A 23,689-nucleotide genomic window follows, 5' to 3' on the forward strand; every position below is an offset into this window, starting at 1 on the left:
TGTGGGGCCTAGTGTGAGGCTCTCGAAGTGTCTAGGAAAGAAGGGGCGATTCAGTTTGTGATCAGCCAGGTGGACAAAGTCGCCCCATGTTGGGAATGGGACCACGAACGACATCTACCGAGCAGCAGCCAGCAAAGCAATCTGAGCCGCAAGCAGATCCAGCTATCCCAAACCTTCGACATCGCCCTCGACCATATCTGTGTCACCTCGGCTGAAGAAGGCTATGGCCTCACCGGTCTGGTCGAGCAGATCGTCACCCTGCTCCCTAATCAAAAAAAGTGGTCGATTGCCCGGGAAGCCAAGCCTGAGTACGTGTCGGGGAAGGCTTACCAGACGGCAAGCAAAGGACTGTGGGAAACCATCAAGGAAACGGCCACCAGCATCCTGCGGGAAGGTTGGTCGGTGATCTCCAACAAGGTCGAAAGCTGGCTGGACAAGCTGTTCAACTGGTAGGGCACACATAGAGGGCAAGGCTTCGGCCTTGCCCTCTATCTTGCACTAGTAAAGATTTCTTTTTTTGGTTAAAACCAAGGCAACAGGCAGAAGTTCGGCCAAAGCGGCCTGTCGTACCGCGCCACGTGAACGGCGGGTCCGTGCACAAAGCGGAAAAGCTGACTTGAGAATGCGGACGCTCAACGTTTAAATTAACCGGACTGCGCGGTTGTTTGAGTAGGTCCGGTTGAATGATTTGTTAGCCGTGCGGCCACAATTGATTCAAATATCTTGCGGTTCTCAAGATCAGCATTGCTTACAGCGATCTCTTCTGACCTGCCTTCCATTTGGGCGGCTGCTTCCATCAAGAGAGAAAGTAGTCCTTTGATTGCCGCGTTGAGTCGCTCCACGTTTGTAATAAAACTCCACAGAAAATCGTTTGGATTTGGAATGCCAACTACACCCCTAATTGGGCGCACCTCGCGCCAGAAATCATGAACAACCAAATTTCTGTCAGTTACGATCTGCTCAAGTTCTTCTCCTGAAAAGAGTAGTCGCTCTCCAAACAAGGAGCAAATTTGACCGAGCGTTGCTTTTCGAAGCGCTTTCTTTTCTGGATCGGATGACAGGAAGTCGTCAGGCGTTAAGTTTGCGAATCGTTTGTCTTTCTTTGCTTCTGGCAGATGAGACATGTGAGATACGATACCATACAGACCGAACTCAAGTTTCTGTGCGCAATACAAGGCCAGCCCAAGCAGCAGAAAGGTTTCTTCGTTTATATGCGTCACATCGGGGTTTGAAGTAATGGTATTCATAACGGCTAACGTTTGACGTGAGGGGCAGCCGAAGCCGCGAAGGGAACCCACAAGCGCAGCTTGGGGGCGGTTCCTCTCGAGGGAATGGTTAGCGCCCACTTTTCTTGAGAACGAACTTTGGCTCATAAATTTTCACCAGTGTTTCGATGAAATCTTCAGCGTTTGCAATTACTTCATCGGCTTCGCCAGGGTTACAGAACTCGCCTTGATGTGCGATCGCATTGCGCTTTGCATTTATCTTCTCAGAAACACTCTTCAATTTCTTGATCGCAGCGTGATGTTTATCACCCTTGGTTAGGGGGATAAGAAGTTTGTCAATTTTTCCGGCAATGCCGTTCGCCCAACGAAGTTGGTGATCAATGAAATCGGCGCCTAGATGGCTCTTTGTTGTGAATTCTTGGCGGACTGCGTAATTCGCAGCAAGCTCCGCAGCTGTCGCAGCACGAACGATTGCCGCTGATGATTCATTGCGCTTGCGCAGGCCGGAGAGCTTCTTCCATTGAGACAGAACTTTCTCTAGATCGCTACGATCCGCGTATGGCTTGCGAGTGGGCATGTTTATGAACGCTAACAGTGTTTATACGGGTGTCGATATCCGTATATTGAATTAATATTAACGACAGCCATCGTAGTACATAAAACCAACGATTTTCAATAGTTTGTTACACGCGCACCCTAATGACAAACAAAATTTTTACTGACGGCGCAGTCGTTCCACCACTTGCCACTTATCCCACAATTTTTGCCTAGCGTCAGCTCGCCCGATGTCCGCCGCCTTATACATTGCGGACATATTTAGGGCGAAGCATCAGTGGCCACTTTGGCCGAAACTCAGTCTTTACTCCAAACTCACATAAAGCAAGAGCCACTAGTCCTCTCGGGCAGTGGCTCTTGCTTTATGGCCTTGGTCTGATTTTTGGCTCTGACACCCGCAGGAGTGCCGGACAACGAGCACGCGGCCATGCCACCTCTCATCACCCGTTGCACCATTACAACTGAAGAAGCAGCTTGCACATAGTTCAACATCGTCCAAAATCGTATCAAGACAGCGAGGACTCAATGGCATACTGAATGGCATACTGAAAATTACAGGCAACAAAAAAGCCCTGAATAATCAGGGCTTTAATGTAGATATCTGGCGGAGAGGGGGGGATTCGAACCCCCGTTAGGGTATTACCCTAAACACGCTTTCCAGGCGTGCGACTTAAACCACTCATCCACCTCTCCAGATGGCTGCTGAAGCCTGCTTTACAGCGTTTCGGCCTCAGAGGCTGCGCAGTATATAAGCCCTTATTGCGCAGTGCAAGGGGTTTTGTAGGCGCTATGTAAAAAAAGCTGTTGCTGGTAATCGCCGATGGCTTCGCGTTCGCGGGCCAGCCAGTCGGCAATGGCGCGGCGAAATTGCGGGTGGGCGATCCAGTGGGCAGAGTGGGTGATGACCGGGGTAAAGCCGCGCGCCAGTTTGTGTTCGCCCTGCGCGCCGCCTTCGAAGTATTGCAGGCCATGGCTGATGGCATATTCGATGCCGCTGTAATAGCACAGCTCGAAATGCAGGCAGTCCACCGCTTCCAGCGCCCCCCAGTAACGGCCATACAGCGTGCCGCCGTCTTGCAGGCACCAGCTGGCGGCAATCGGCTGATCGCCTCTGGTGGCGATGAACAGAACGCAGTGGCTGGGCAGCAAGCGCCCTGCCATGCGGAAAAAGTCCAGGTTGAGATACGGCGGTGAGCGGTGTTCCAGATAGGTCTGGCGGTAGCAGCGTTCAAAAAACTGCCAGTGCTGATCGGTAATTTCTGCACCACGCAACACGCTGATGGTGATGCCGGCATCGCGTACTTTGCGCCGCTCCTGGCGGATTTTCTTGCGCTTGCTTTGCGACAGCGCAGCCAGAAAAGCATCGAAATCGGCATAGTCCTGGTTTTGCCAGTGAAACTGCACGCCGTGGCGAATCAACCAGCCTGCCTGCTGCAGCAGCGCCAGTTCTTCTGTCGCAGGAAACAGCACATGGGCGGAGGATAGTTGATAATCCGCCACCACTTGCTGCAAGCCCTCAATCAGCACCTGTCGGGCTGCGCCCTGCCCCAGCAGGCGGCTGCCCGTCACCGGAGTAAACGGCGAGGCCAGCAGCAGCTTGGGGTAGTAATCCAGCCCGGCGCGCTGCCAGGCTTCGGCCCAGGCCCAGTCAAACACGTATTCGCCCCGCGAATGGCTTTTGAGCCAGGCCGGCGCCAGGCCTTGCAGCTGGCCGTGCTGCTCGCACCAGATGGGCAGGGGTTGCCAGCCGGTGGCGGCGGTGGCGCAGCCACTGTCGTGCAGCGCAGTCAGCCACTGCCGTTGCATGAACAGGCCGGCATCGGCGGCCAGCTGGTTCCAATCTGCCGCATCCACGGCATTAAGTTGATCGGCCAGATGCAGATTCACGTGGTTTCCTTTCGGGCAAGCCGCCATTCTTGGGGTAAAATCGACGCTATCCAAACCCATGGTTGTGTTCAACATGCGTATTGCGCTCGCTCAGTTCAACCCTATTGTTGGCGATATCGTCGGCAATACCCGAAAAATTCTCGATCTGGCCCAGGCTGCCATCGCCCAGGGGGCCGATGTACTGGTCACCCCGGAGCTGGCACTCACCGGCTACAGCCCGGAAGACCTGTTGCTGCGCGACAGCTTCTATCAGGCTTGCTCGGCCGCCATGGACCAGTTGCTGGAGCTGGATGGCATTACGCTGGTGATTGGCCATCCGGTCAAGCTGGGCCACGAACGCTTTAACGCCGCCACCGTGCTGCGCGATGGCAACCGGCTGGGCCAGTATCACAAGATGCTGCTGCCCAATAACGAAGTGTTTGACGAGTGCCGCTACTTTACTCCGGGTGCCACGCCGCTGGTGTTCCAGCAGGGCGAGCACAAGGTGGGCGTGCTGATTTGCGAGGATGTGTGGTCGGTAGACCCAGCCGCCGAGGCCGCCGACGCCGGGGCGGATGTGGTGGTGGTGCTGAATGCCTCGCCCTTCCATCGCAACAAGATTGAAACCCGCCACGAAGTGCTGCGCTACCGTACCGAGGAAACCGGCCTGCCGTTTGCCTATGTCAATCTGGTGGGTGGCCAGGACGAACTGGTATTCGATGGCGCGTCCTTTGCCGTCAACAAGGCCGGTGAGGTGATTGCCCAGGCTGCCGCCTATGACGATGAATTGCTGCTGATCGACTTTGCCGATGGCGACCTGCAAACCGCCCCCGCCATGGCCACCCTGCCCGACCCGCTGGAAAGCGTGTACCGCGCGCTGGTGGTGGGTGTGCGCGACTACATTACCAAAAACGGCTTCCCCGGCGTGCTGCTGGGCCTGTCCGGCGGCATCGACTCGGCACTGACACTGGCGGTGGCGGTGGATGCACTGGGCGCGGACAAGGTACATGCGGTGATGATGCCATCGCGCTATACCGCCGATATTTCCGTCATTGATTCGCGCGACATGATTGGCCGCCTGGGCGTGAAATACGACGAAATTGAAATCTGGCCGATGTACGAAAGCTTCATGAATGCACTGGCCGCCAATTTCAACGGCCTGGCCGAAGACACCACCGAAGAAAACCTGCAGGCACGCATTCGCGGCACCCTGCTGATGGCGCTGTCCAACAAAACCGGCAAGCTGGTGCTGACCACCGGCAACAAATCGGAAATGACCACCGGCTACTGCACGCTGTACGGTGACATGGCCGGCGGCTTTGCGGTACTGAAGGATGTGGCCAAGACCCTGGTATTTGCGCTGTGCCGCTGGCGCAATACCCAGGAAGAAGTGATTCCGGAGCGCATCATCACCCGTCCGCCGTCCGCCGAGCTGCGCCCGGACCAGAAAGACCAGGACAGCCTGCCGCCGTACGAAGTGCTGGATGCCATCATGGCGCGCTATGTAGAAGAAAACTTGTCTGCCGAGCAAATCATCGCCGACGGCTTTGCCGAAGCCGATGTGCGCAAGGTGGTACGCCTGCTGAAGATCAACGAGTACAAGCGCCGTCAGTCCCCGGTTGGCCCGCGCGTTACCCAGCGCGGCTTCGGCAAAGACTGGCGCTACCCCATCACCAACAAGTTCAGCTAAAACCGAGGTGTGGCAGGCAGACACAAGTCTGCTTGCCTCTCTTCGCCAGTCATGCCAAGCTGCGCGCCATCCCCTTGTCATTACCGGAAAGCCCCATGAAACTCCGCCCAGCCCTGGCCACCCTCCCCCTTGTCATTACTCTTGCCCTGCTTGGTGGCTGCGCCAGCCCGCTGGCGGGCAAATCCGCAGACCAGGCCACCCGCCAGGTATTGCGTGAAAACCTGCAGCACGCCAGTTACAACTTCAGCGGCGAACTAGGCTTTAACTCGCTGCACGGCAGCAGCGCCGATGATGACAAGCCGCAACTGGCCTACACCATCAATCAGGTGGCCCGCTCCATCAAGGTAGCGGTCAGTGGTGCCGTAGATCAGGACAGCAAACGGCTGGAGCTGATTCCCGCCTTCCGATTTGACCGGCGTAACCTGCAAGCCAACATCACCCTGCCGCTGCAACTAAACCTGCGGGACTTCTCGCTGCTGGTGGACCCGGCAGCATTCGACCTGCTGATGCCTGAGCTGTACAGCGAAAAACCGCGCTTTGTCCGCTTCCGCCTGCCAGCAGAACAAGCCAGCAAAATTCCACTGGATGCCATGCTGCAGGCCCTGCCTGGCCTGGTGGATGAAGGCTATGGCGCGGTAGACAAGCAAGTATTCACGCTGGAGCCGCTGGATGCCACCGCCCGCCAGCTGGGTGCCAGCTACCAGCTGCGCATTGCCATGAATCCGCTGCAAGAAAGCCAGATTGTGGTGCATATCGTCGATGGTCTGGCCAAGGTGGTACAGCAGGAAGCCGAACGACAGGGCCGCCCCGAAGATGGCAAGCAGGCTGTCGCTGCCTCGCAGCTGATACGGGTACTGACCCAGCGCTCGGCCGCTGACTTGCAAGCCACGCGCACCGTGTCGCATCTGTACGCCAACCGCCAAGGCCAGTTACTGGGTGTAAACCAGGAAATCACCCTGGACACCCCGCAACTGCATGGCCTGGCTTACCTCCACCTGCGCTACAGCAATCACGGCAAGCCAGTGTTTGCCTACCAGCCAACGGCGGACGACATCATCGACTACGAACAGTTGCCCAAGCCGCAATGGCTGAAGTCGCTGGACAAGTAAAGCCGGGCAGCCGCCCTACATTCCTTAACAGGATGAAGCGAACCGGCTGCCTCACTTGCTGTCACACTATGCTGCAACGCAATACACCACTCGGCATTACCCACCCTGCCCAAGCGCGGGCGCAGCATGGCCAACGGCACCCTGCACTCCGCCCGCAGGTGGGCCGCAACAAGGACAAGTCATGAAGAAAATCGCCCTGGCCCTGCTGGCCACTGTACTGGCCCTGCCGGCACATGCATCGGCCATTGCCCAGCTCAAGGCCTTTGTCAGCGAAACCAAAACCCTGTCCGCCAGCTTTACCCAGGTGGTCAGCTCCAAAAGCAAGCATGAAGAAGCCAGCGGCATGCTGGAAATCTCCCGTCCCGGCAAATTCCGCTGGAGCTACAACAAACCCTACGAGCAACTGATTGTGGGTGATGGCAAAACGCTGTGGATCTATGACAAGGATCTGTCCCAGGTTACCCGCAAGAACCTGGACGGCGCTCTGGGCAGCAGCCCGGCAGCCTTGCTGGCAGGCAACAATGCCATCGAGCGTGACTATGTGCTGAAAGAAGCCGGCAAGCAGGGCAATGTGGAATGGCTGAGCGCCAGCCCGAAAAAGGCTGACAACACCTTCAACGCCATCCGCATGGGCTTTAGCAACAAGATGCTGGTGGACATGGAGCTGACTGACAGCTTTGGCAACAACACCCGCATTCACTTTGCCGGCCAGCAGAAAAACCCGGCCCTGAGCACCAGCCACTTCAGCTTCACCCCGCCCAAGGGGGCAGATGTGGTCAGCGGCGACTAGTTGCAGCCAGACCGCCCGCGACAGCAGCTTGCTGCGGGCCTTGCCCTGGCGCTACCACGCCACCTGCCAGCCAGCCCGCTGCAAAAACTGATCGACCTGTCGGGTATAGTCGCCCGGCAGGCCCAGTTGCTGATTGATCTGGCCATGGCTCAAGTCCTGCGGCAACACCTGCACCGTTACCCCCAATTGCCGCCCCTGGTCCGCCAGCCCCTGAGCCTGCGTGCAGGACTCTGCCCGGCGTGAAGAGCACACCGCCAGCAAGGGCGGTGCGGCGGCAGTCAGCAGCAGCGTGGGCGACAAAGCCGCCCAGCGCGCAGCATCCTCGCCAAAAGCCTTGTCGTACAAGGGCAGATGTGGCCCACGCATGATGGCAGCCACATCCAGCGCCGCACTATCCAGCAATACCGTGGCCAGCCAGGGCTGCACGCCATGGCGCTGTTGCAAAGCCTGATCGGCGCTCAGCAAGCCCGCCAGATGCGCGCCAGCCGAATGCCCCATCAACACCAGTTGCCGCTTGTTTGCCCCCCACGCTGCCGCATGCGCCTGCACCCAGGCCAGCGCACGGGCGACATCATCAGCCTGCTGCTCCACCGCAGCGTGCGGCAGCAGACGGTAATCCAGCGACACCAGCACCACCCCGGCAGGCAACCAATGCGCCAGCTTGTTATCCACCACATTGGCCGCCTGCTTGCTGCCCATGCGCCACGCCCCGCCATGCACCATCAGCAACAAGGGGCGATCATGTCCAAGCGTGGCGGGCAGGTAGACATCCAGCCGCTGGCGCGCATCCTGGCCATAGGCCACATCGGCCAGCCTGCGCACACCAGGCGGCAAGGCCCGGCTGCTGGCTGTCTCGTCTTCACCCAGCGCATCGTGGCTGGCCGTGCCTTGCTGCAGCCAATCCCGCAACGGCCCGCCCGCCGCCGGTAGCGCCAGCGCCAACAACAACAAAGCCATGCCCGGTTTCATATCCCACTCCTTTTGCCTGACACTGCGGAGGCTGCAGCGCAGCTGATATACTAGCAGGCCGTTTCTCCCGCCGTGTTAGCCACCATGAATGATCTGTTTGCCCAGGAAGCGAAAAAACCGCTGGCCGAAGCCCTGCGCCCCGCCGCGCTGGATGAGGTAATTGGCCAGCAGCATCTCATCGGCCCCGGCAAGCCACTGCGGCTGGCAGTGGAATCCGGCACCCTGCATTCGATGATTCTGTGGGGCCCGCCTGGCGTGGGCAAAACCACGCTGGCGCGCATACTGGCAGGCAGCTTCGATGCCGAGTTCATCCCGCTGTCGGCGGTGTTTTCCGGCGTGAAAGACATCCGCGACGCGGTGGAACAAGCTCACGCCGCCCTGCAGCGCAGTGGCCGCCACACCATTCTGTTTGTCGACGAAGTACACCGCTTCAACAAAGCTGTCAAGCACTATATAAATCAACGGCTTATAGAATCTGTTGTGCAATTACTTGTGCTTCCCCATTGTTCAATGGGGGTAAAGCATGGCTGATCTGTTCGCACAAGATCCGGTTGCACCACTGCCAGAAGCACTCAGACCACGGACCTTGGAAGAGGTCATTGGGCAGTCACATCTTCTAGGTGAAGGTAAGCCACTGAGGTTAGCTTTCCAGTCAGGCAAGCCCCACTCCATGATTTTTTGGGGGCCACCGGGTGTTGGTAAAACCACTCTGGCACGACTGACTGCCAACTACTTTGACTGTGAGTTCATTGCACTGTCTGCGGTCTTCTCTGGTGTGAAAGACATCAGGGGCGCGATGGAACAAGCCCAACAGAATCTAGATAGAGGAAAGAAGACGATTCTGTTTGTGGATGAAATTCACAGATTCAATAAGTCCCAACAAGATGCTCTTCTTCCCTATGCAGAAAGTGGCTTGGTCACTTTCATAGGTGCAACAACTGAGAACCCATCGTTTGAAGTGAATTCTGCTTTGCTGTCTAGGGCTCAGGTGTATGTGCTGAAGTCTTTGACAGAAGATGAATTGAAGCAATTGTTGAAGAGAGTTCAAGAACAGGTTCTTGGACACTTGAAGTTTGAAGACTTGGCAGTAGACACCATCATTGGTTATGCAGATGGTGATGCCAGAAGATTCTTGAACCTGCTGGAACAATGTTCAACGGCTGCTAGTGCTGCGGGTGTTGAAGTGATTGATGCAGAGTTCATTGGAAATGCACTCACTCTGAATTCAAGAAGGTTTGATAAGGGTGGTGACAATTTCTATGACCAGATTTCAGCCCTGCACAAGTCTGTTCGTGGTTCCAATCCTGATGCTGCTTTGTATTGGCTGACAAGAATGTTGGATGGTGGTGCTGATCCAAGGTATCTATCCAGAAGAATCATCAGGATGGCTTGGGAAGACATCGGGCTTGCTGATCCAAGAGCTATGCAGATAGCCAATGATGCAGCAACGACCTTTGAACGGTTGGGAAGTCCAGAAGGTGAACTAGCACTTGGACAGGCTGTGATTTATCTAGCGATTGCAGCAAAGAGCAATGCTGGTTATATGGCTTACAACCAGGCTAGAGCTTTCGTGAAGCAGGACAAGAGTAGAGAGGTTCCTGTTCATCTTCGGAATGCGCCAACAAAGTTGATGAAGGAACTGGGCTATGGTCATGAGTACCGATATGCTCATGATGAACCCAATGCTTATGCTGCTGGTGAGACATACCTACCTGATGGGATAGAAGAACCTGGTTGGTATCAGCCTGTACCAAGAGGCTTGGAAATCAAGATTGGTGAGAAGATGAACCTACTGAAGAAGTGGGATGAAGAAGCGGGTGAGAAATGAGCGGCATAACGGATAGAACAATTGCGAAACTCTGGGGCATGGCCGCTGGTCGATGCAGCATGTGTGGAGAACTTATTGTTGAAAGAGATGTAAAAATTGGAGAAATGGCTCACATCATCGCTAAAAGAAAAGGCGGTGCAAGAGGCGAACTATCCATTGAAGGAGATATCAATGGGTATGAGAATTTAATTCTGCTCTGCCCAAGCGATCATTCTAGAGTTGATGGTAATCCATCTGCTTATCCACCAGAAGAATTGCATAGGTTAAAGGATGAACATGAGAGTCATGTTCGGAGGTTATTTGACAGCAACTCTCAAAGAAGAACGATGGATGTTGCAGGGCTTAAAGCTCTGATGTGTTGTCTCCCGTTTACACAACTGATCTATTTAACTAACGGATTGCCAGAAAGATTTAATCAGAAAATTTTCTTCCTTACTGAGACTTTTGAAAACTTCCCCAAAGACAATCCCCAATGTAGGCCATTTAGTGATTCGAATTTGGAAAGTTATTATTCAGAGTTCGTTCGGTGTGTGTGTGAACTTGTTGACTATGAGCAGCATGCCACTATTGGGAAAAAAAATTCCTATCTTCCTGGAACTTGGATTGATCGTGACCCTAATACGAGCTACTTAAATCCAGAGCTAACAATAGATGAAAAAAGACGGGTTGCAGTAGAAGTGAATCAGTTGTTGCAAAATCTTGCTGCCTCATACCATCCATTCATGGATTATCTGAGACGGAATTATCCAGAAGTTAATTTGTGCTCGTTTGTTGGTTAATGGTGTTCTTCTCGATGATGTAAAAAAGCACCCGAAGGTGCTTTCTCTATCTCTTCTTAGAAGAGGTTTTTTTGACTGCCTTCTTGGCTTTCCCCTTCTGCTTCTTGGTTACTTTTTTTTTACGGGTTTGGGTGTTGGTATGAAAGGGGCTGGCATTTTTTCTGGATGAAGAATCCAGTCAATGCACTCAAGCAAGTCAGGCGTCCAATTGTAAACTCTGGAATTTGCAGGTGGAACAGGTTGAAATGTTGCAACTAGATCCTTACTCTTGTTGCTCGCTAGAAGAGTTGATGCTGGCGTGAACATGAAGTCAGTCCATTCATTTGTGGAGGGCTGCATGCAAACAGAAAGAATGTGAAATTCCCCATACCGATAGGGACGAGTATCAACTTCTTCAACCTCAACAACACCTTCTTCGTTGGTAGTAGATTTTTTCTTTTTTCCAGTTCTTGTTTTCTGTGTTTCTGCAATAAACCAGTCAGCAAGTATTGGATCTTGTTTAATTGCGGTTTGTGTTGGGTGAAGTGGTTCACCTTTCAGAACTCGCTGGTTTTTAGTTTGGATTAGAATTTCAACGGTCTTGCCATCAATAACCTTTGAGATTTTTGCATCGTAGGGTTGATCGCCTGTAATGGTTTCTTCCTTCCACTCATTTTTTATGGGTGTGAGGATATGGGTAGAGAAAGCAAGTTCAGCGATGATGCCCCTGACACCTCTTTTAGTGATGTCCTGGCTACGGCTGATGGCCTCAAGGACGAACTCTGCTGAAATGTTCCATTGTTGTTCAAGAGGATGGATGCTGAATTTCTGTCTCAAGTGCTGGAAGAGTGCTTGCTGCTGCTCTGGCGGCAGATTGTTCAGGAAGGTGGTAAGGTCCTGCGGTTGGTTCATTTCGACTTGCTCCCCTCAACTATGTACGCCACAATGTTGGTCAATTGCTTCAATTTTTGAGAATTTTTCACTGTGACTGCTCAACAAAAACTTGACCTCTCAACAGAGGATATGAAACCTCCTGTTAAGTTGGTCAACGGATTCAAACCGTTTTTCGAATCGAAAAGCGGTGCCATCTTCCATGCTGATTCGCTGGAAGTTATGAAATCAATTCCAGATAATTCAATTAATCTGGTTTTTACTTCTCCCCCCTATGCTCTTCATTTCAAGAAAGAGTACGGAAATGTGAGCCAAAAAGACTATGTTGAATGGTTCGTTGATTTTGCAAAAGAAATCAAAAGAATTCTCACAGAAGACGGCAGCTTTGTTCTTAACATCGGTGGCTCATGGAATCCGGGTGAGCCATCGAGATCGATCTACCATTTTAAGCTTGTTATCGCTCTGGTTGAAGAGGTTGGCTTTAGATTGGCTCAAGAAACCTTCTGGTACAACCCCGCCAAGATGCCAGTTCCTGCCCAATGGGTCACGGTCAAGCGGGTTCGCGTGAAGGATTCTGTTGAGTACGTGTTCTGGTTCTCGAAAGGACCACATCCAAAAGCTGACAACAGACAGGTTCTTCGTCCATACGGTAAGGACATGCTCCGGCTTGCGGCCAAAGGTGTCAAGACTACAGTTCGTCCATCTGGTCACAACATCAATGAATCGTTTGATAAGATCCACAATGGTGGGTCCATACCTCCAAATTTCATTGATGATGACACTCCATCTGATGTTCTGAAGATGGGCAACAATGCAGCCAATGATGTCTACACCAAGAAGTGCAAGGAAACAGGTATCAAGATTCATCCTGCTCGTTTCCCTGTGCAGTTGCCAGAGTTTTTCATCAAGATGCTGACAAGTGAAGGTGATGTCGTTCTCGATCCATTTGGTGGATCAATGACCACAGGCTATGTGGCTGAAGACCTGAATAGGCGATGGATTGGAATTGACACTATTGAAGAATATCTCGATGGTGCCAAATTCAGATTTGAGGAATAAACATCAAAAGCACCTACGGGTGCTTTTTTTACACTCTTAAAAAAGGGGGAATCATGAAGTTATCGGTAGACCTCAAGAACTGCTATGGCATCAGCGAGCTGGTGCATGAATTTGATTTTGGCAACACCAATGGTTATGCCATCTATGCGCCTAATGGCTTCATGAAAACTTCGTTTTCAAAGACCTTTGATGACTTGGCTAAGGGTCAAGAAACAAAAGACCTGATTTTCCCAGATAGACAATCAGCCAGAGTCATCAAGAATGAAGCTGGTAGCGATATTTCTGCTGAATCCGTATTTGTAGTTGAACCCTACAATGCTGACTTTTCGTCTCAAAAAACATCACTTCTTCTTGTAAATAGTGAGGTCAAACAGAAATATGATGATGCACTTAGGGAAATTGCTGAGAAACAATCTGCATTATTTAGCAAGTTAAAACAGCTCTCAGGTTTGACAGGTAGAACGGTCACGCCTGAAACTGAAGTTCTAAAATGTTTCGGGAAGAGGACTGTTGCTGAATTAGTAGAATCTTTAGAAGACGTGGTGAAAGCTGCTGATCATTCACTTTTCTCTGGGGTGGTCTATGCAGAAGTTTTCAATGATAAGACTATTGGGTTGTTAGAGTCTGGGTCTATTAAGGATCAATTAGAAGAATACATCCAGAAATATAACGAACTAGTTTCTAGTTCTGATGTTCTCAGCAAACAGTTCAATCATTACAGCGCATCTACGGTCAACAAACAACTCAAAGACAATGGTTTTTTTGAAGCAAAGCATACTGTAAATCTCAGAACCAAAGATGGAATGAAAGAGATTTCAACTGCTGATGAGCTTGCTGAAAAGATTGAAGAAGAAAGAAAGAAAATTCTGACCAACAAGGATCTTGCTACAAAATTTGATGCAATAGATAAGAAAATTCAAAATACTGAGCTTAGAAAATTCAGGGACTACCTCTTTGATAATCAGCACATTCTTCCTAACCTGAAGGACTTCAAAAAGCTTCAAAAGGATCTTTGGATTGCCTACTTGGTTGATCAGAAGGAACTCTATAGCCAATTCCTGGATGCTTATAGAATTAGCAAGGTCACTATTGAAGAGGCCATTGGTCAGGCCAAAAGTGAAAGAACAGAATGGGAAGCGGTTGTTGATGCTTTCAACAAGCGGTTTTCAGTGCCATTCAAAATGAATGTGGCAAACCAAGATGACGTGATTCTTAAAGGAACACAGCCGACTATTTCATTCAAATTTAAGGATGGGGATGGTGAAGGTGATGTCGCTAGAGAGTCATTGCTAAAGGTGCTCAGTCAAGGTGAAAGAAGAGCACTTTATATTTTGAATATTTTGTTTGAGATTGAAACAAGGAGGAAGCAAGGTGCAAAGACTATTTTGATAGTTGATGATATTGCAGACTCTTTTGATTACAAAAACAAGTATGCAATCATTGAATATTTGAAAGACATTGTAGCTTCAGGACAATTCCTCTGCCTATTCCTCTCCCATAATTTTGACTTCTATAGAAGTATCAGCGGGCGCCTGGGACTTAGAAGAGATTGCAAGTTACATGCAACTAAGACAGGTAGAAAGCTAAAACTTGTTCAAGAAAAGTATCAGAAAAACCCATTCAATCATTGGAAGGATAATTTAAATACACCTTCTTTTTGTATTTCAGCAATTCCGTTCGTTAGGAATTTGGCTGAATACTGTGGTTTGGATGCGGAGTTTCTAAAACTGACATCATTGCTTCATGTTAAAGGCGATACAGATACACTCACTCTTGACGAGCTTTGCACAATATATAAGAAGTTGCTAGCTGATAAACAACAGTTGGCACTGACTCCACCCGGAAAGTTTGTAATTGACTTGATAAATGAAGAAGCAGAATCGGTGTCCAACCAGCAAGAAGAGGCTGTAGAGCTTGAGGGGAAAATTGTACTCTCAATCGCGATCAGACTTATTGCGGAACGGCACATGATTAGAACAATTAATAATGCTGCATTTGTGGCCGCCATCACAGAAAATCAAACGATCAAACTTCTTCAAGAGTACAAGAAACTGAACTTAGGTAGGCCAGAGGATGTGTCGGTTCTAGAGCAAGTGAACTTGATGACTCCTGAGAATATTCATTTGAATTCATTCATGTATGAACCGATTCTGGATTTGGGAATAGTTCACCTAAAGACTTTGTATTCTGAAGTAAAAAATCTACCCTGACTCTGAAAAGCACCTTCGGGTGCTTTTTAATTTTCTTGTTATTTTAATCCTTCTATTTTTCATTTTAAGAGGGCTTCATATTTTTTTGATGTCTAACTCTGACAAATCGTAAAGATCAATTTCTCGATGGTTCTTGCCCTACTAGGATGGATATCAATTTCAATTTTTTGAAAGCAGTCAGTTAATGCAACCTGGATTTTCAGAGGAAGCACCTTTGGGTGCTTTTCTTTTTTTGAAATCAAAATTTTGCAAAAAGATTGATGAGTTTTTCGAGCCTCGCGGCAGCAGCGGGTATGGGTGAAAACCCATAATATTCAACCTAAAGTTAGACCGAAAGGGATAACGTAGGATTGATTGACCTTGCTTTTAGCATAAAAACCCTATTTTTCACAAGTACGGGGGGGGTTAAAGTAACGGGGGTTCTATGTGTACTATGTCTTTGAAAATGCCTTTTGGATTCTGTTAGGTTTACATTGAATGGTACTAAACACCGTTCACACGCCGTTAAGACATTTGCTATGTTTAGATTTAATCTTTGGACAACGTCCTATGCACACCTAATCTAAGTGCATAGGCGCTATGCGCCAGTTTAAATGTCTACAAATCAGTTTTAGAAACGCCAGTACCTCTCATGTCAACAGCCGCTATGTTTAAACTTCAATGTTACTGTTGACAACACTCCATATTTTGACATTCCTAATGTGTACATCAGGAGATAAATATGGAAAAACCACAAAAAATGACTTCAAAAATGACTTCAACTAAAGTGGGGTTGGAAACAAGAATTAGTGCCAGAATCAGCAATTCTTTATACATAGCAATGAGGTTAGTTGCTTCAAGTCAGAAGATGTCTATTGAAGAAAAGCTTGCTGAAATGTGCAAAAAAGAAGTTGCTTATGTATCTAAACAGAAATGGTTTATAGAGCTAATTGAGAACGGTGGTGCTGATGACATCATTCCGTTCATGGATTTAATAGAGAAAAGAAAAAGAATCTTAGCCAAAGCTAAATCTAATGATCCTGTACCTGGTCAAGCAGACTTTGATTCAAATTATCTTGGTGAATTTTCTGAAGATAGTGATGATGGCGATATTGTTTGAAATCGTTACTGATAGTGGATGTTGTTCTAGGTAACTTCCCCTTGGCTGATGCCGGTCCCCAAGGACCTCATGGTCCAGAAGGTGACGAAGCACCTTTCACTAACGTGATTCATGTTGCAGGAATGAGGCTTTACCATCGACCTGCTTTGTTTGTGTGTCAGATCCTGGCACACAAATGAAGTAGGTGCTCCCAGCCGGGCAATTTCACGTTACGATAACCAATAACAAGGAGGACAAGATGACCACAAAAGAAATCAATCCTGAATTGGTTAGTAGGGTTCACTTCGGTCTTCATCACAATGAGGATGATTCTGAAGTAATTGCTGTTGTACTCAATGATGGCTCTAACATCAAAATCCCATTGAACCATGAAAGCATTGCTTGGGTTGGTGGGGTCTACAAGAGTCACCACATCAAGATTCTTTCCTTAAACCGTTTAAGTAAGGACTGGTTGAAGGTGTGTGTTGAAGCAGGATTGATTGAATCTAGTCAATGGGATTTCATTTGATGAATACAGGAATCAGAATCAAGTCTTTGAATGGGAATACCTTCACTGAGACTGTCATCAAAGAGGGCAAGACATTCATCAATGTCTATGATGAAGAGGTTAATTTGATTGATGTGATGGAAGAAGTAGCTTCCTATATTCCATCAAGGGATGATGAAGACAAGAACAAGACTGCTAAATAATAATTATCATCTAGCAATAATAAAATAAAAAAGCACCTCAAGGGTGCTTTTCTTCTATCTGCTATTGATTTGAGTTTTTGATTTGCTAGAATTAAATCATAGCTGGTTGCTTTTAGCGATGAACTAAACAGCATTTAATTATTGATGTGAGCCCCATTTAGCAACCAAGCCGCTCTGAATTTTGATTTCCTTTCAGGAATCCATTAGGCACATCATCTTAGGTGATCCGGCAATTTTCGTGCTTTGCTCTTATTCCTCGAGATTTTGCAAGCCTGTTCAACGATTTGAATGATGCTTTCCCTGTCATAGATAGAGACATTCTCCAAGGCCAGGGCGATTCGCTTTGTCTGTTCTTCTACTCTGACACTGGTATCAATGACCAGTTGATCCAAACCGCACTGAAAGATGTCTGCAATCTGGGCCAACCTGGTGATGGATGGTTCAGATGTCCCTTGTTCGTACCTTGCATATGAGGCTTTGCTTATTCCTAGTCTTTCAGAGATTTCATCTTGTGTGTAGCTAGAAGCTTCTCTTCTTCTTTTGAGGCAAGCACCAACGATCTTCTTGATCTTCGCATCATTGATTTTTTTTAACTCATTCTTCAAATCGTTCATCTAGCTCTCCTGTCAAGAACCGTCAGTATACCGGCGAGACTTACAGTGATCCAGAGGGATGAAGATCTAGCAAATAAAAAAGCACCCGGAGGTGCTTTAGTTGTTTTGTGATTGTCTATGCTACTTTTCTTGGAAAATTTCTTATCAACATAATCAAGGCGAAGATTGCACTGGAAGTACATATGATGCTTAAGGCTGGATCTTTACCAATCAATAATCCGGGAACATCCATTAGCATTAGTCCGATTGCAATTCTAAAATTCAAACCTCTTTGACCAAATTCATCCTTAATTGATTCAAATAAGTCTTTCAATAAAAATCCAAACAAGGCAATATTTATCTTGTTGGATACCCAACCTCCAACAACCAATAATCCAAATAAAATAATTGTTCTTGCATCCATTTTTACTCTCTTTTCTTTTATAAATACAAAAATAAAAGAAAGAGTCAAGCATTGACAATCGTTTTTATTCTAATAAATTTAATCTAATCATCCTTATTTTTCTATTAAGCCAATATTGTGATGATATCAAAGGGCAAGTCATGGACTTGCCTTTTGATTTTTGTTTGGTAACTTAATTGTATATAGAAAAATAAGGAGAATAAAAATGAAGAGAATTCTATTGTTGTTGGGGTTGCTATTAATGCCAAGTTTTGCATTCGCATTCCCTTTTACTCCAGTATCAGATGACATTAGTGTAAAAATCATCAATCAATTATTTGGAGGGTTGGTTAACGGAGGGAATGATGCTTTTGGAGATGCAATCAGTACCTTCAATGCGGCGGCATTAATTATTGGTGGAATTTTAGCCACCTACACTATATTAGCGGGCACTATAGGAACGGCTCATGATGGTGAGATGCTTGGTAAAAAGTTCTCATCAGCATGGATTCCCATTCGCTATTCATTAGGGACTGCTGGCATTCTTCCCGTAATTGGAAAAGGATACTGCATTTTTCAACTTGGAGTGATGTGGTGCGTTTTACAGGGTATCGGTTTAGCTGATCTTGTATGGGATTCTTACATGCAAACACCAGGCATAGCAGCCAACATGACACCAAGTGTTGCCATGAAAAAATCTGTTCTTAAACTAGCCGAGGATACTTTTAGACTAACCGCCTGTGTTCAATCTAATCAGCATGTAGTTAATCACACGGATGAAATTCTAAACTTTCCAGATAAGTACCAATATGGTTGGGTCTTGTCTGGAAATGAATGGATATTTGGTGATGGTAAAGCAATCTTCAGTTCTGGAGATACCCAATGTGGAAATATAAAATTTGCTGATCCAGTTCCAAACTCAACCCCAACAAAAGACACTACAGCCACAAGTAATCTTGGTTATCTAGGTCCGCTTGATAATTTATTCGCTCCAACTGATGTTTCAGCCATTAATCAAGCACACAAAACAGCAACAGCAACATTGATCCAATCAATGGCAACCTTATCCAAACAGGTTCTTGATGCTGGTGAAATAGATGGTCCAACATCTGAAGCAGACTATGCGCAAATTCAAGCGGCTGCTGATACTTATGTGAGCACTATTCAATCGGCTGCACAAGGTGTTGCCTTGAATCCTAGCGATAGTTCAAAGTCTGCACATCAATACGGCTGGATTTTGGCAGGTGCATACTTCATGAACACTATCATTACAAACAACAAAATCACTGATGCAATGGCTGCTGTCCCTTCTTCTAGCTACAAAGAATCCTATCTAAATGAAACTGCTTCAGATATAGGTTCTTGGGTTAGTAAGGTTATTGACCATATAAAAGAAAGAGGTCTTGGAACAAATCTTATGGATGGTGTGATTCAAGCAGCAACCACCGTAGATTTATATGAATTGAAGAACGACACAAGACACCCAGTCATCATCATCAACGAGATGGGAAGTAGATTACAAACCATCTGGATTGTGGTGATTGGTGTCTTGGGTGCTGCTGCTGGCGCAAGTTGGGTTTTTGGGAAAATTGCAATAGGTAAAGCAGCAAGTCTTGCCACGGCGGCTGCTGAAGCAGCTAGTAAAACTGCTTCTGGTGCAGATAAGGTATTAGTTGTATTAGGATTGTTGGCTTTACCAATTTTGGCCCTTGCTGCACTTGCATTTACTGCGAAATATTTAATTCCAATGCTACCTTTCATGATGTGGCTTGGTGTTGCGGGTGGATGGATAATTGCTGTTGTAATAGCCATTATTGCTGCTCCACTATGGGCCATTATGCACCTTCATCCAAATGGTGATGATTTAACTGGTCGTGGTGGTAATGGTTACATGATGATTCTTGGATTGTTACTTAGACCTGTTCTTGCAATCTTTGGGTTTATTGCTGCTATAACCATTTCATCCGTGATGGGTGAGTTCATCAACAAGGTTTACTTCCAGGTCTTTGCATTTAGTCAAGGTGATGGAAACGGTATTGGCTGGTTTTTTGGAATGATTGCAGGTGCTGCTATTTATATAGCAATCATGTTTTCCTTCATCAAAAAAACCTTCTCTTTAATGCATGTGATACCTGATGAATTGATGAGGTGGATTGGTGGTGGTGGTGATCAGCTTGGTCACTATGCTGGCAAGATGGGTGAAGGTTCTACTGGTGCTATTAATCAGGTTGCTGCATTCACTGCCGGCCGTGGCTTAGGTCAGAATATGCAAAACACTGGAAGGCAATTGAAAGATCTTAATAAAGGTCAGGCAGATCTCAAACAAAGAAATAGAGATATGTTATCTGGCACTCTAAAAAACATGAGTAATGTATTCGAGAAGATGGATGAAAAATTTGGTGCTGGAACAGGTTCAAGAATGGAATCTGCATTAGGAATCAATACCAATAACTTTAACAGACCAGAAACAACTGAAAAAATATCAGCATTTGAAAATAAGATGAGAATGGTTGGTGCTGCTGGTGGTCAGGATGCACAAGAACAATTCTTGTCTGAATTAGAAGGGGCAAAGATTGATGCGAATGACACCAATTTTGCAAGACATGGTGGAGCAGTTCCTGCTATGGATAATATTGGAAGAAATGTTGCCAATCAGTCAATTATAAATCAAGCGGAATCTAGATTTGGTCCAGGTGCTGGAAACCATATTGCTAATCTTGCAGGGGCTTCAAGTACCGATCCATCAATGATAAATATTGGTAAAGCCAACAAAGCAATGGCTGATTTAGGTAAGGCACAAGCGACATTGGGTAATAATTTTCAACCTATATTCCAAGATGCACTAAAAACTCATGGTAATGATGCTAAAGCGGTCACAAATGCTATTGCTGAAAAATATAAAGAAGCTAAGTCAATGGAGCCAGTGATTGAGCAACAAAAGCAAGCGGAAGTGAAGGAAGAAATTAAGGAAAAGGTTAATAATGAGAATGAGAAATAATAAAAAAGCACCTTCGGGTGCTTTTTTATTATTCAGGCTTATGATTTTTGTAGGTTTCATTAATATCTTTAGCGGCTCTTGTTTTTGTGATTCTTCTAGCCACAGAATTTTCGGCACTTTCAGGAATCTCCGTTTTTTTCATATTGCAGTCGTCATCAAAATCCAACTCATAGACAGGGATGAACTTTGACAGTGCTTTAATATTCTCTGGTGTGGCAGGTGCCGTGAATGGAATTCCACCTACAGTAAAGAAAATAAATTTAACACCATTTGGAAGTGTCTTAATTTCTGCAAATCCAAAGCCCATAAGCTGGCTGCAATTAATGGGTGTTGATGGCTTCTGACCATTAAGTATGATGGTTTGTTCCACAAAAAAATCCTTAATGATAAAAAAGATGGATGAAATAATTTGAGTTACTATAGCCATATGTTCTTCTCCTTTTTAAGAAAAACATACGAAATGGCCAAGAAAAGTCAATAGGTAAATAAAAAGCACCCTAGGGTGCTTTTTTATGCTTTGCCGTTTTTCTTTCTAAGGGTAATGATTGCCGATAAATTTTCATCAAGAATTTTACTGGTTGATGCATTATTTCCTGAGTCAATTGTTGATTGGCTATTTAAGACAATTAATTCATTTTTATTTGCCATGTCCTTGACCTCTTGAGGGCTTATTTCTAACTTTATGCCAAGTTGCATTGCTGTTTCTTTATAAGCTTTTTGAGAAAGAATCCACTCAGCAAGAATTTCATTCTGAACTTGAACAAGAGTGTCGTAATTCTTTTTAAATGCAGGACTCCTTTGAGCAATCTGTTTTAAAGGTTGAGACAGAAGATTTTCTAATTCTTGATTTCTAGTTCTTAGGGCAATGATATCTTCAGTTGCTTTTCTATATTTAATCTGAATCATTTCTGCTTCATGTTCTGCATCATCTTTTGCAGACTCTGCATTTCTGGCTCTTGCATCAGCATTACGAACCAGATCGTTCTTTCCAATGTTCTCTGCCAGTAGGCCATTGATGACTGCGGATTGATAGGTAGACATAGAAACTCCTTTTGTTTAGTCTACAATAACAAATTCTTGACAAAAAGCAAGTATTGTGGATCGGAATTCAATACTAGGGATCTGGCTCAAGTTTGTTGAACCAGAATCAGTGCGTCAACAGAAATTTATTTTGAACGTGGTAAAAAATCCACTCCGCCAATTTTTATTCTAATTCTGGTTGCTTGTGGATTTAGTTCTTATTTTTGAATGAGTTTTTTTAAAAATCTACTACCCCATAAAGGGGTAATTAGCCTGAGCATACCGTAATGTAGCAGTTTTTTTAGTTATGTTAATAATCTAATCCAGTCTTCAACTTTAGATTTGTACTTGAAATAGGTGCTTTCTGATAAGCCATTTTTTGTTAAATGCAGACGATTAGGTTCTAGACCTCTTTCTTGGCATTTATAGATTGCGGCTTTAATCTTATCGTCAATCTTCTCTGTTCTGGTGATATTGGTGTAGTCAGCACCAAGTCTCTTTCTTTCAGTTGAACTCATATCTTCAGTGATTTGGTCTGCAAGAATTCCCACTCGTTTAAGCTTCTTGTTGCCAAGATTGAATCTACGGCTCCAGGTGTATTTACTCACTGATTTAGCCGTAGATAACACTTCCTTGGCTGGTAGGATTTCCTTAGACCAGGTTGTGAAGCTCTGATTGATGTTTAAAGCTTTACTATCTACTGCGGTGGTGAATTCATCGTGGTGGTCATAGTTCTTCACTGAACCATATGCCCAAAATCGTAAGGTATCAAACAAGGTACAGTTTCTTCCTCCAAGTGAACTATCTGCTTCTTCTCTTAGCTTTCTTTTGTGTCCAGCAGATTCAACTCCATATTCTTTGAAGTCTTCTAAGTCATAGATGCACTGAGAATGAACAATAGTTCTCCATGACTCATGTAGTGGATTTTTGACTATATGAGAAACAAAGGATAGGTCTGCACCTAATCTGTAGGTTAATCCTAAGTCCATATCTTCATAGAACTTCTGTGGCTGTCTTCTTGAGTTCTCTGTGTAATAGACAGGAGTTTTCAACTCATAGAAATACTGTGAATGAGTTGATGCAGGATTAACAATGATGATTGTGGGTGGTGGAAGACCTTTCTCGTCCCATAGATAGGCAGAGCCTGGAATATCTATATCAAGAGCAATAAACTTCTTGTAGAACTGATTGAGTTCAATGTATGGAAAGGCTAAAGCCTTTTCTTTCTTTTGGTATGAAGTGCCAAATTCTAGATCTTCAGAGCATCTAACTTTTTCTGGTAAGTGATTAATAAAATTATCTAACATAAATTTTCCTATTTCTTGCGAAATTCTGGAATTTTTATGGTTGATATGTTGACAATTTAGATTAAATACGTTTTAATATTTTTATCTGGTCAAGCTGCCACGCTTATTCTGTTCCAGAATCTCAAAATGCTCAAGTTTCCGCTTGGGCATTTTTCATTTCTGTACTGTTATACGAAAATTTAAACTAAAGTCAAATATAAATAAAAAAGCACCCGAAGGTGCTTTTCTTTTTGGTACTAGAAGTTCTTACTTCACACGATATTGTTCAATATCACCACCTGCATCTTGAATCTGTTTAACCCAATCAGGCTTACGACCACGGGGAGCACCTGACCAGGTCAAGTCACCTTTCTTGTACATCACAGTGGCTTCTTTAGCTGTTGCTTTCTTGGACCCTTTTTTAGTGGTTGGTGTAGAGAGTCCCAGTTGTTCAGCAGTCAGTTCGTATTCAGAAATTTTTGCCTTGATGTCCGCAATGACGGTTTCAAGTTCTTTGGCTTTAACGAGTTCAGCTTGCTCTTGAAGTTTCTTGATTTGTGCTTGAAGTTCAGCATAGGTGCTCATGTGCTTCTGTCCTTTAGATGGGTTGTTTGTGGCCATGGTGGTGTTTGTAGTGTAAAAGAAATCT

24 protein-coding genes and 1 tRNA gene are annotated in these 23,689 nt (G+C 46.5%); 13 read left to right on the forward strand and 12 right to left on the reverse strand.

The features are described 5' to 3' along the window. Positions 1-27 precede the first annotated feature (27 nt). Positions 28-453, forward strand: a complete 426-nt coding sequence (locus ACODR9_RS21845) for a hypothetical protein (RefSeq protein WP_488812325.1) — start codon at positions 28-30, stop codon at positions 451-453. 191 nt (positions 454-644) lie between these two features. Here ACODR9_RS21845 and ACODR9_RS21850 read toward each other — a convergent pair whose 3' ends face one another. From ACODR9_RS21850 to ACODR9_RS21865, 4 genes are all read right to left on the reverse strand, one after another. Continuing rightward, positions 645-1,247: a hypothetical protein gene (locus tag ACODR9_RS21850; RefSeq protein WP_488812327.1), complete on the reverse strand. Its 603-nt coding sequence runs from the start codon at positions 1,245-1,247 to the stop codon at positions 645-647. An 88-nt stretch (positions 1,248-1,335) separates the two neighbouring features. Then, positions 1,336-1,803 carry a hypothetical protein gene (locus tag ACODR9_RS21855; RefSeq protein WP_488812329.1) on the reverse strand — a complete coding sequence of 156 codons (468 nt, stop codon included), beginning with the start codon at positions 1,801-1,803 and terminating at the stop codon, positions 1,336-1,338. Between the two features lie 580 nt (positions 1,804-2,383). After that, positions 2,384-2,474, reverse strand: a tRNA-Ser gene (locus tag ACODR9_RS21860). Between the two features lie 63 nt (positions 2,475-2,537). Continuing rightward, complete coding sequence (locus ACODR9_RS21865) at positions 2,538-3,668, reverse strand: GNAT family N-acetyltransferase (RefSeq protein ID WP_488812331.1); 1,131 nt, start codon at positions 3,666-3,668, stop codon at positions 2,538-2,540. Between the two features lie 73 nt (positions 3,669-3,741). On the opposite strand from ACODR9_RS21865, the gene ACODR9_RS21870 reads away from it, so the two are divergent. The 3 genes from ACODR9_RS21870 to lolA all read left to right on the forward strand — a co-directional run bounded on the left by ACODR9_RS21870 (position 3,742) and on the right by lolA (position 7,236). Continuing rightward, the gene (locus ACODR9_RS21870) at positions 3,742-5,337 is read left to right on the forward strand and encodes an NAD+ synthase (protein ID WP_488812333.1); all 1,596 of its coding nucleotides are present in this window, start codon (positions 3,742-3,744) and stop codon (positions 5,335-5,337) included. 95 nt (positions 5,338-5,432) lie between these two features. Next, on the forward strand, positions 5,433-6,446 hold the full coding sequence (locus ACODR9_RS21875) for a hypothetical protein (RefSeq protein ID WP_488812335.1): 1,014 nt from the start codon (positions 5,433-5,435) through the stop codon (positions 6,444-6,446). Between the two features lie 181 nt (positions 6,447-6,627). Beyond that, positions 6,628-7,236, forward strand: coding sequence for an outer membrane lipoprotein periplasmic chaperone LolA (lolA, locus tag ACODR9_RS21880; protein ID WP_488812337.1), 609 nt, complete (start codon positions 6,628-6,630; stop codon positions 7,234-7,236). Positions 7,237-7,287: 51 nt separating this feature from the next. Here lolA and ACODR9_RS21885 read toward each other — a convergent pair whose 3' ends face one another. Continuing rightward, positions 7,288-8,205, reverse strand: a complete 918-nt coding sequence (locus ACODR9_RS21885; RefSeq protein WP_488812339.1) for an alpha/beta hydrolase — start codon at positions 8,203-8,205, stop codon at positions 7,288-7,290. An 84-nt stretch (positions 8,206-8,289) separates the two neighbouring features. On the opposite strand from ACODR9_RS21885, the gene ACODR9_RS21890 reads away from it, so the two are divergent. Genes ACODR9_RS21890 through ACODR9_RS21900 form a run of 3 tightly spaced genes read left to right on the forward strand, consistent with a single transcriptional unit; the run spans position 8,290 to position 10,812 of the window. After that, positions 8,290-8,736, forward strand: coding sequence for an AAA family ATPase (locus ACODR9_RS21890; protein ID WP_488812341.1), 447 nt, complete (start codon positions 8,290-8,292; stop codon positions 8,734-8,736). After that, positions 8,729-10,033: a replication-associated recombination protein A gene (locus ACODR9_RS21895; RefSeq protein WP_488812343.1), complete on the forward strand. Its 1,305-nt coding sequence runs from the start codon at positions 8,729-8,731 to the stop codon at positions 10,031-10,033. The genes ACODR9_RS21890 and ACODR9_RS21895 overlap by 8 nt, the downstream gene beginning before the upstream one ends. After that, the gene (locus ACODR9_RS21900; protein ID WP_488812345.1) at positions 10,030-10,812 is read left to right on the forward strand and encodes an HNH endonuclease signature motif containing protein; all 783 of its coding nucleotides are present in this window, start codon (positions 10,030-10,032) and stop codon (positions 10,810-10,812) included. The genes ACODR9_RS21895 and ACODR9_RS21900 overlap by 4 nt, the downstream gene beginning before the upstream one ends. Positions 10,813-10,920: 108 nt before the next feature. Here ACODR9_RS21900 and ACODR9_RS21905 read toward each other — a convergent pair whose 3' ends face one another. Next, complete coding sequence (locus ACODR9_RS21905) at positions 10,921-11,703, reverse strand: hypothetical protein (protein WP_488812347.1); 783 nt, start codon at positions 11,701-11,703, stop codon at positions 10,921-10,923. Between the two features lie 72 nt (positions 11,704-11,775). Here ACODR9_RS21905 and ACODR9_RS21910 point away from each other — a divergent pair, with 72 nt between their 5' ends. From ACODR9_RS21910 to ACODR9_RS21930, 5 genes are all read left to right on the forward strand, one after another. Beyond that, the gene (locus ACODR9_RS21910) at positions 11,776-12,741 is read left to right on the forward strand and encodes a DNA-methyltransferase (RefSeq protein WP_488812349.1); all 966 of its coding nucleotides are present in this window, start codon (positions 11,776-11,778) and stop codon (positions 12,739-12,741) included. A gap of 53 nt (positions 12,742-12,794) precedes the next feature. After that, the gene (locus tag ACODR9_RS21915) at positions 12,795-14,951 is read left to right on the forward strand and encodes a hypothetical protein (RefSeq protein ID WP_488812351.1); all 2,157 of its coding nucleotides are present in this window, start codon (positions 12,795-12,797) and stop codon (positions 14,949-14,951) included. Positions 14,952-15,672: 721 nt separating this feature from the next. Beyond that, on the forward strand, positions 15,673-16,050 hold the full coding sequence (locus ACODR9_RS21920) for a hypothetical protein (RefSeq protein ID WP_488812353.1): 378 nt from the start codon (positions 15,673-15,675) through the stop codon (positions 16,048-16,050). Positions 16,051-16,288: 238 nt separating this feature from the next. Next, positions 16,289-16,558, forward strand: coding sequence for a hypothetical protein (locus tag ACODR9_RS21925; protein ID WP_488812355.1), 270 nt, complete (start codon positions 16,289-16,291; stop codon positions 16,556-16,558). Then, positions 16,558-16,740, forward strand: a complete 183-nt coding sequence (locus tag ACODR9_RS21930; RefSeq protein WP_488812357.1) for a hypothetical protein — start codon at positions 16,558-16,560, stop codon at positions 16,738-16,740. The genes ACODR9_RS21925 and ACODR9_RS21930 overlap by 1 nt, the downstream gene beginning before the upstream one ends. 212 nt (positions 16,741-16,952) lie before the next feature. Here ACODR9_RS21930 and ACODR9_RS21935 read toward each other — a convergent pair whose 3' ends face one another. Beyond that, a complete protein-coding gene (locus ACODR9_RS21935) occupies positions 16,953-17,354 on the reverse strand; it encodes a helix-turn-helix domain-containing protein (RefSeq protein ID WP_488812359.1) in 402 nt (133 codons plus the stop codon). Positions 17,355-17,469: 115 nt separating this feature from the next. Further along, entirely contained in the window at positions 17,470-17,805 is a 336-nt protein-coding gene (locus ACODR9_RS21940) for a hypothetical protein (protein WP_488812361.1), read from the reverse strand. Positions 17,806-17,962: 157 nt separating this feature from the next. On the opposite strand from ACODR9_RS21940, the gene ACODR9_RS21945 reads away from it, so the two are divergent. Further along, on the forward strand, positions 17,963-20,734 hold the full coding sequence (locus ACODR9_RS21945) for a DotA/TraY family protein (protein WP_488812363.1): 2,772 nt from the start codon (positions 17,963-17,965) through the stop codon (positions 20,732-20,734). A gap of 28 nt (positions 20,735-20,762) precedes the next feature. Here ACODR9_RS21945 and ACODR9_RS21950 read toward each other — a convergent pair whose 3' ends face one another. The 4 genes from ACODR9_RS21950 to ACODR9_RS21965 all read right to left on the reverse strand — a co-directional run bounded on the left by ACODR9_RS21950 (position 20,763) and on the right by ACODR9_RS21965 (position 23,625). Further along, the gene (locus ACODR9_RS21950; RefSeq protein WP_488812365.1) at positions 20,763-21,161 is read right to left on the reverse strand and encodes a hypothetical protein; all 399 of its coding nucleotides are present in this window, start codon (positions 21,159-21,161) and stop codon (positions 20,763-20,765) included. Between the two features lie 83 nt (positions 21,162-21,244). After that, positions 21,245-21,775: a hypothetical protein gene (locus tag ACODR9_RS21955; RefSeq protein ID WP_488812367.1), complete on the reverse strand. Its 531-nt coding sequence runs from the start codon at positions 21,773-21,775 to the stop codon at positions 21,245-21,247. A gap of 284 nt (positions 21,776-22,059) precedes the next feature. After that, positions 22,060-23,061 carry a replication initiation protein gene (locus tag ACODR9_RS21960; protein ID WP_488812369.1) on the reverse strand — a complete coding sequence of 334 codons (1,002 nt, stop codon included), beginning with the start codon at positions 23,059-23,061 and terminating at the stop codon, positions 22,060-22,062. 246 nt (positions 23,062-23,307) lie between these two features. Beyond that, the gene (locus ACODR9_RS21965; RefSeq protein ID WP_488812371.1) at positions 23,308-23,625 is read right to left on the reverse strand and encodes an H-NS histone family protein; all 318 of its coding nucleotides are present in this window, start codon (positions 23,623-23,625) and stop codon (positions 23,308-23,310) included. Between the last annotated feature and the right edge of the window lie 64 nt (positions 23,626-23,689).

Source organism: Aquitalea sp. FG25, from assembly GCF_057809375.1.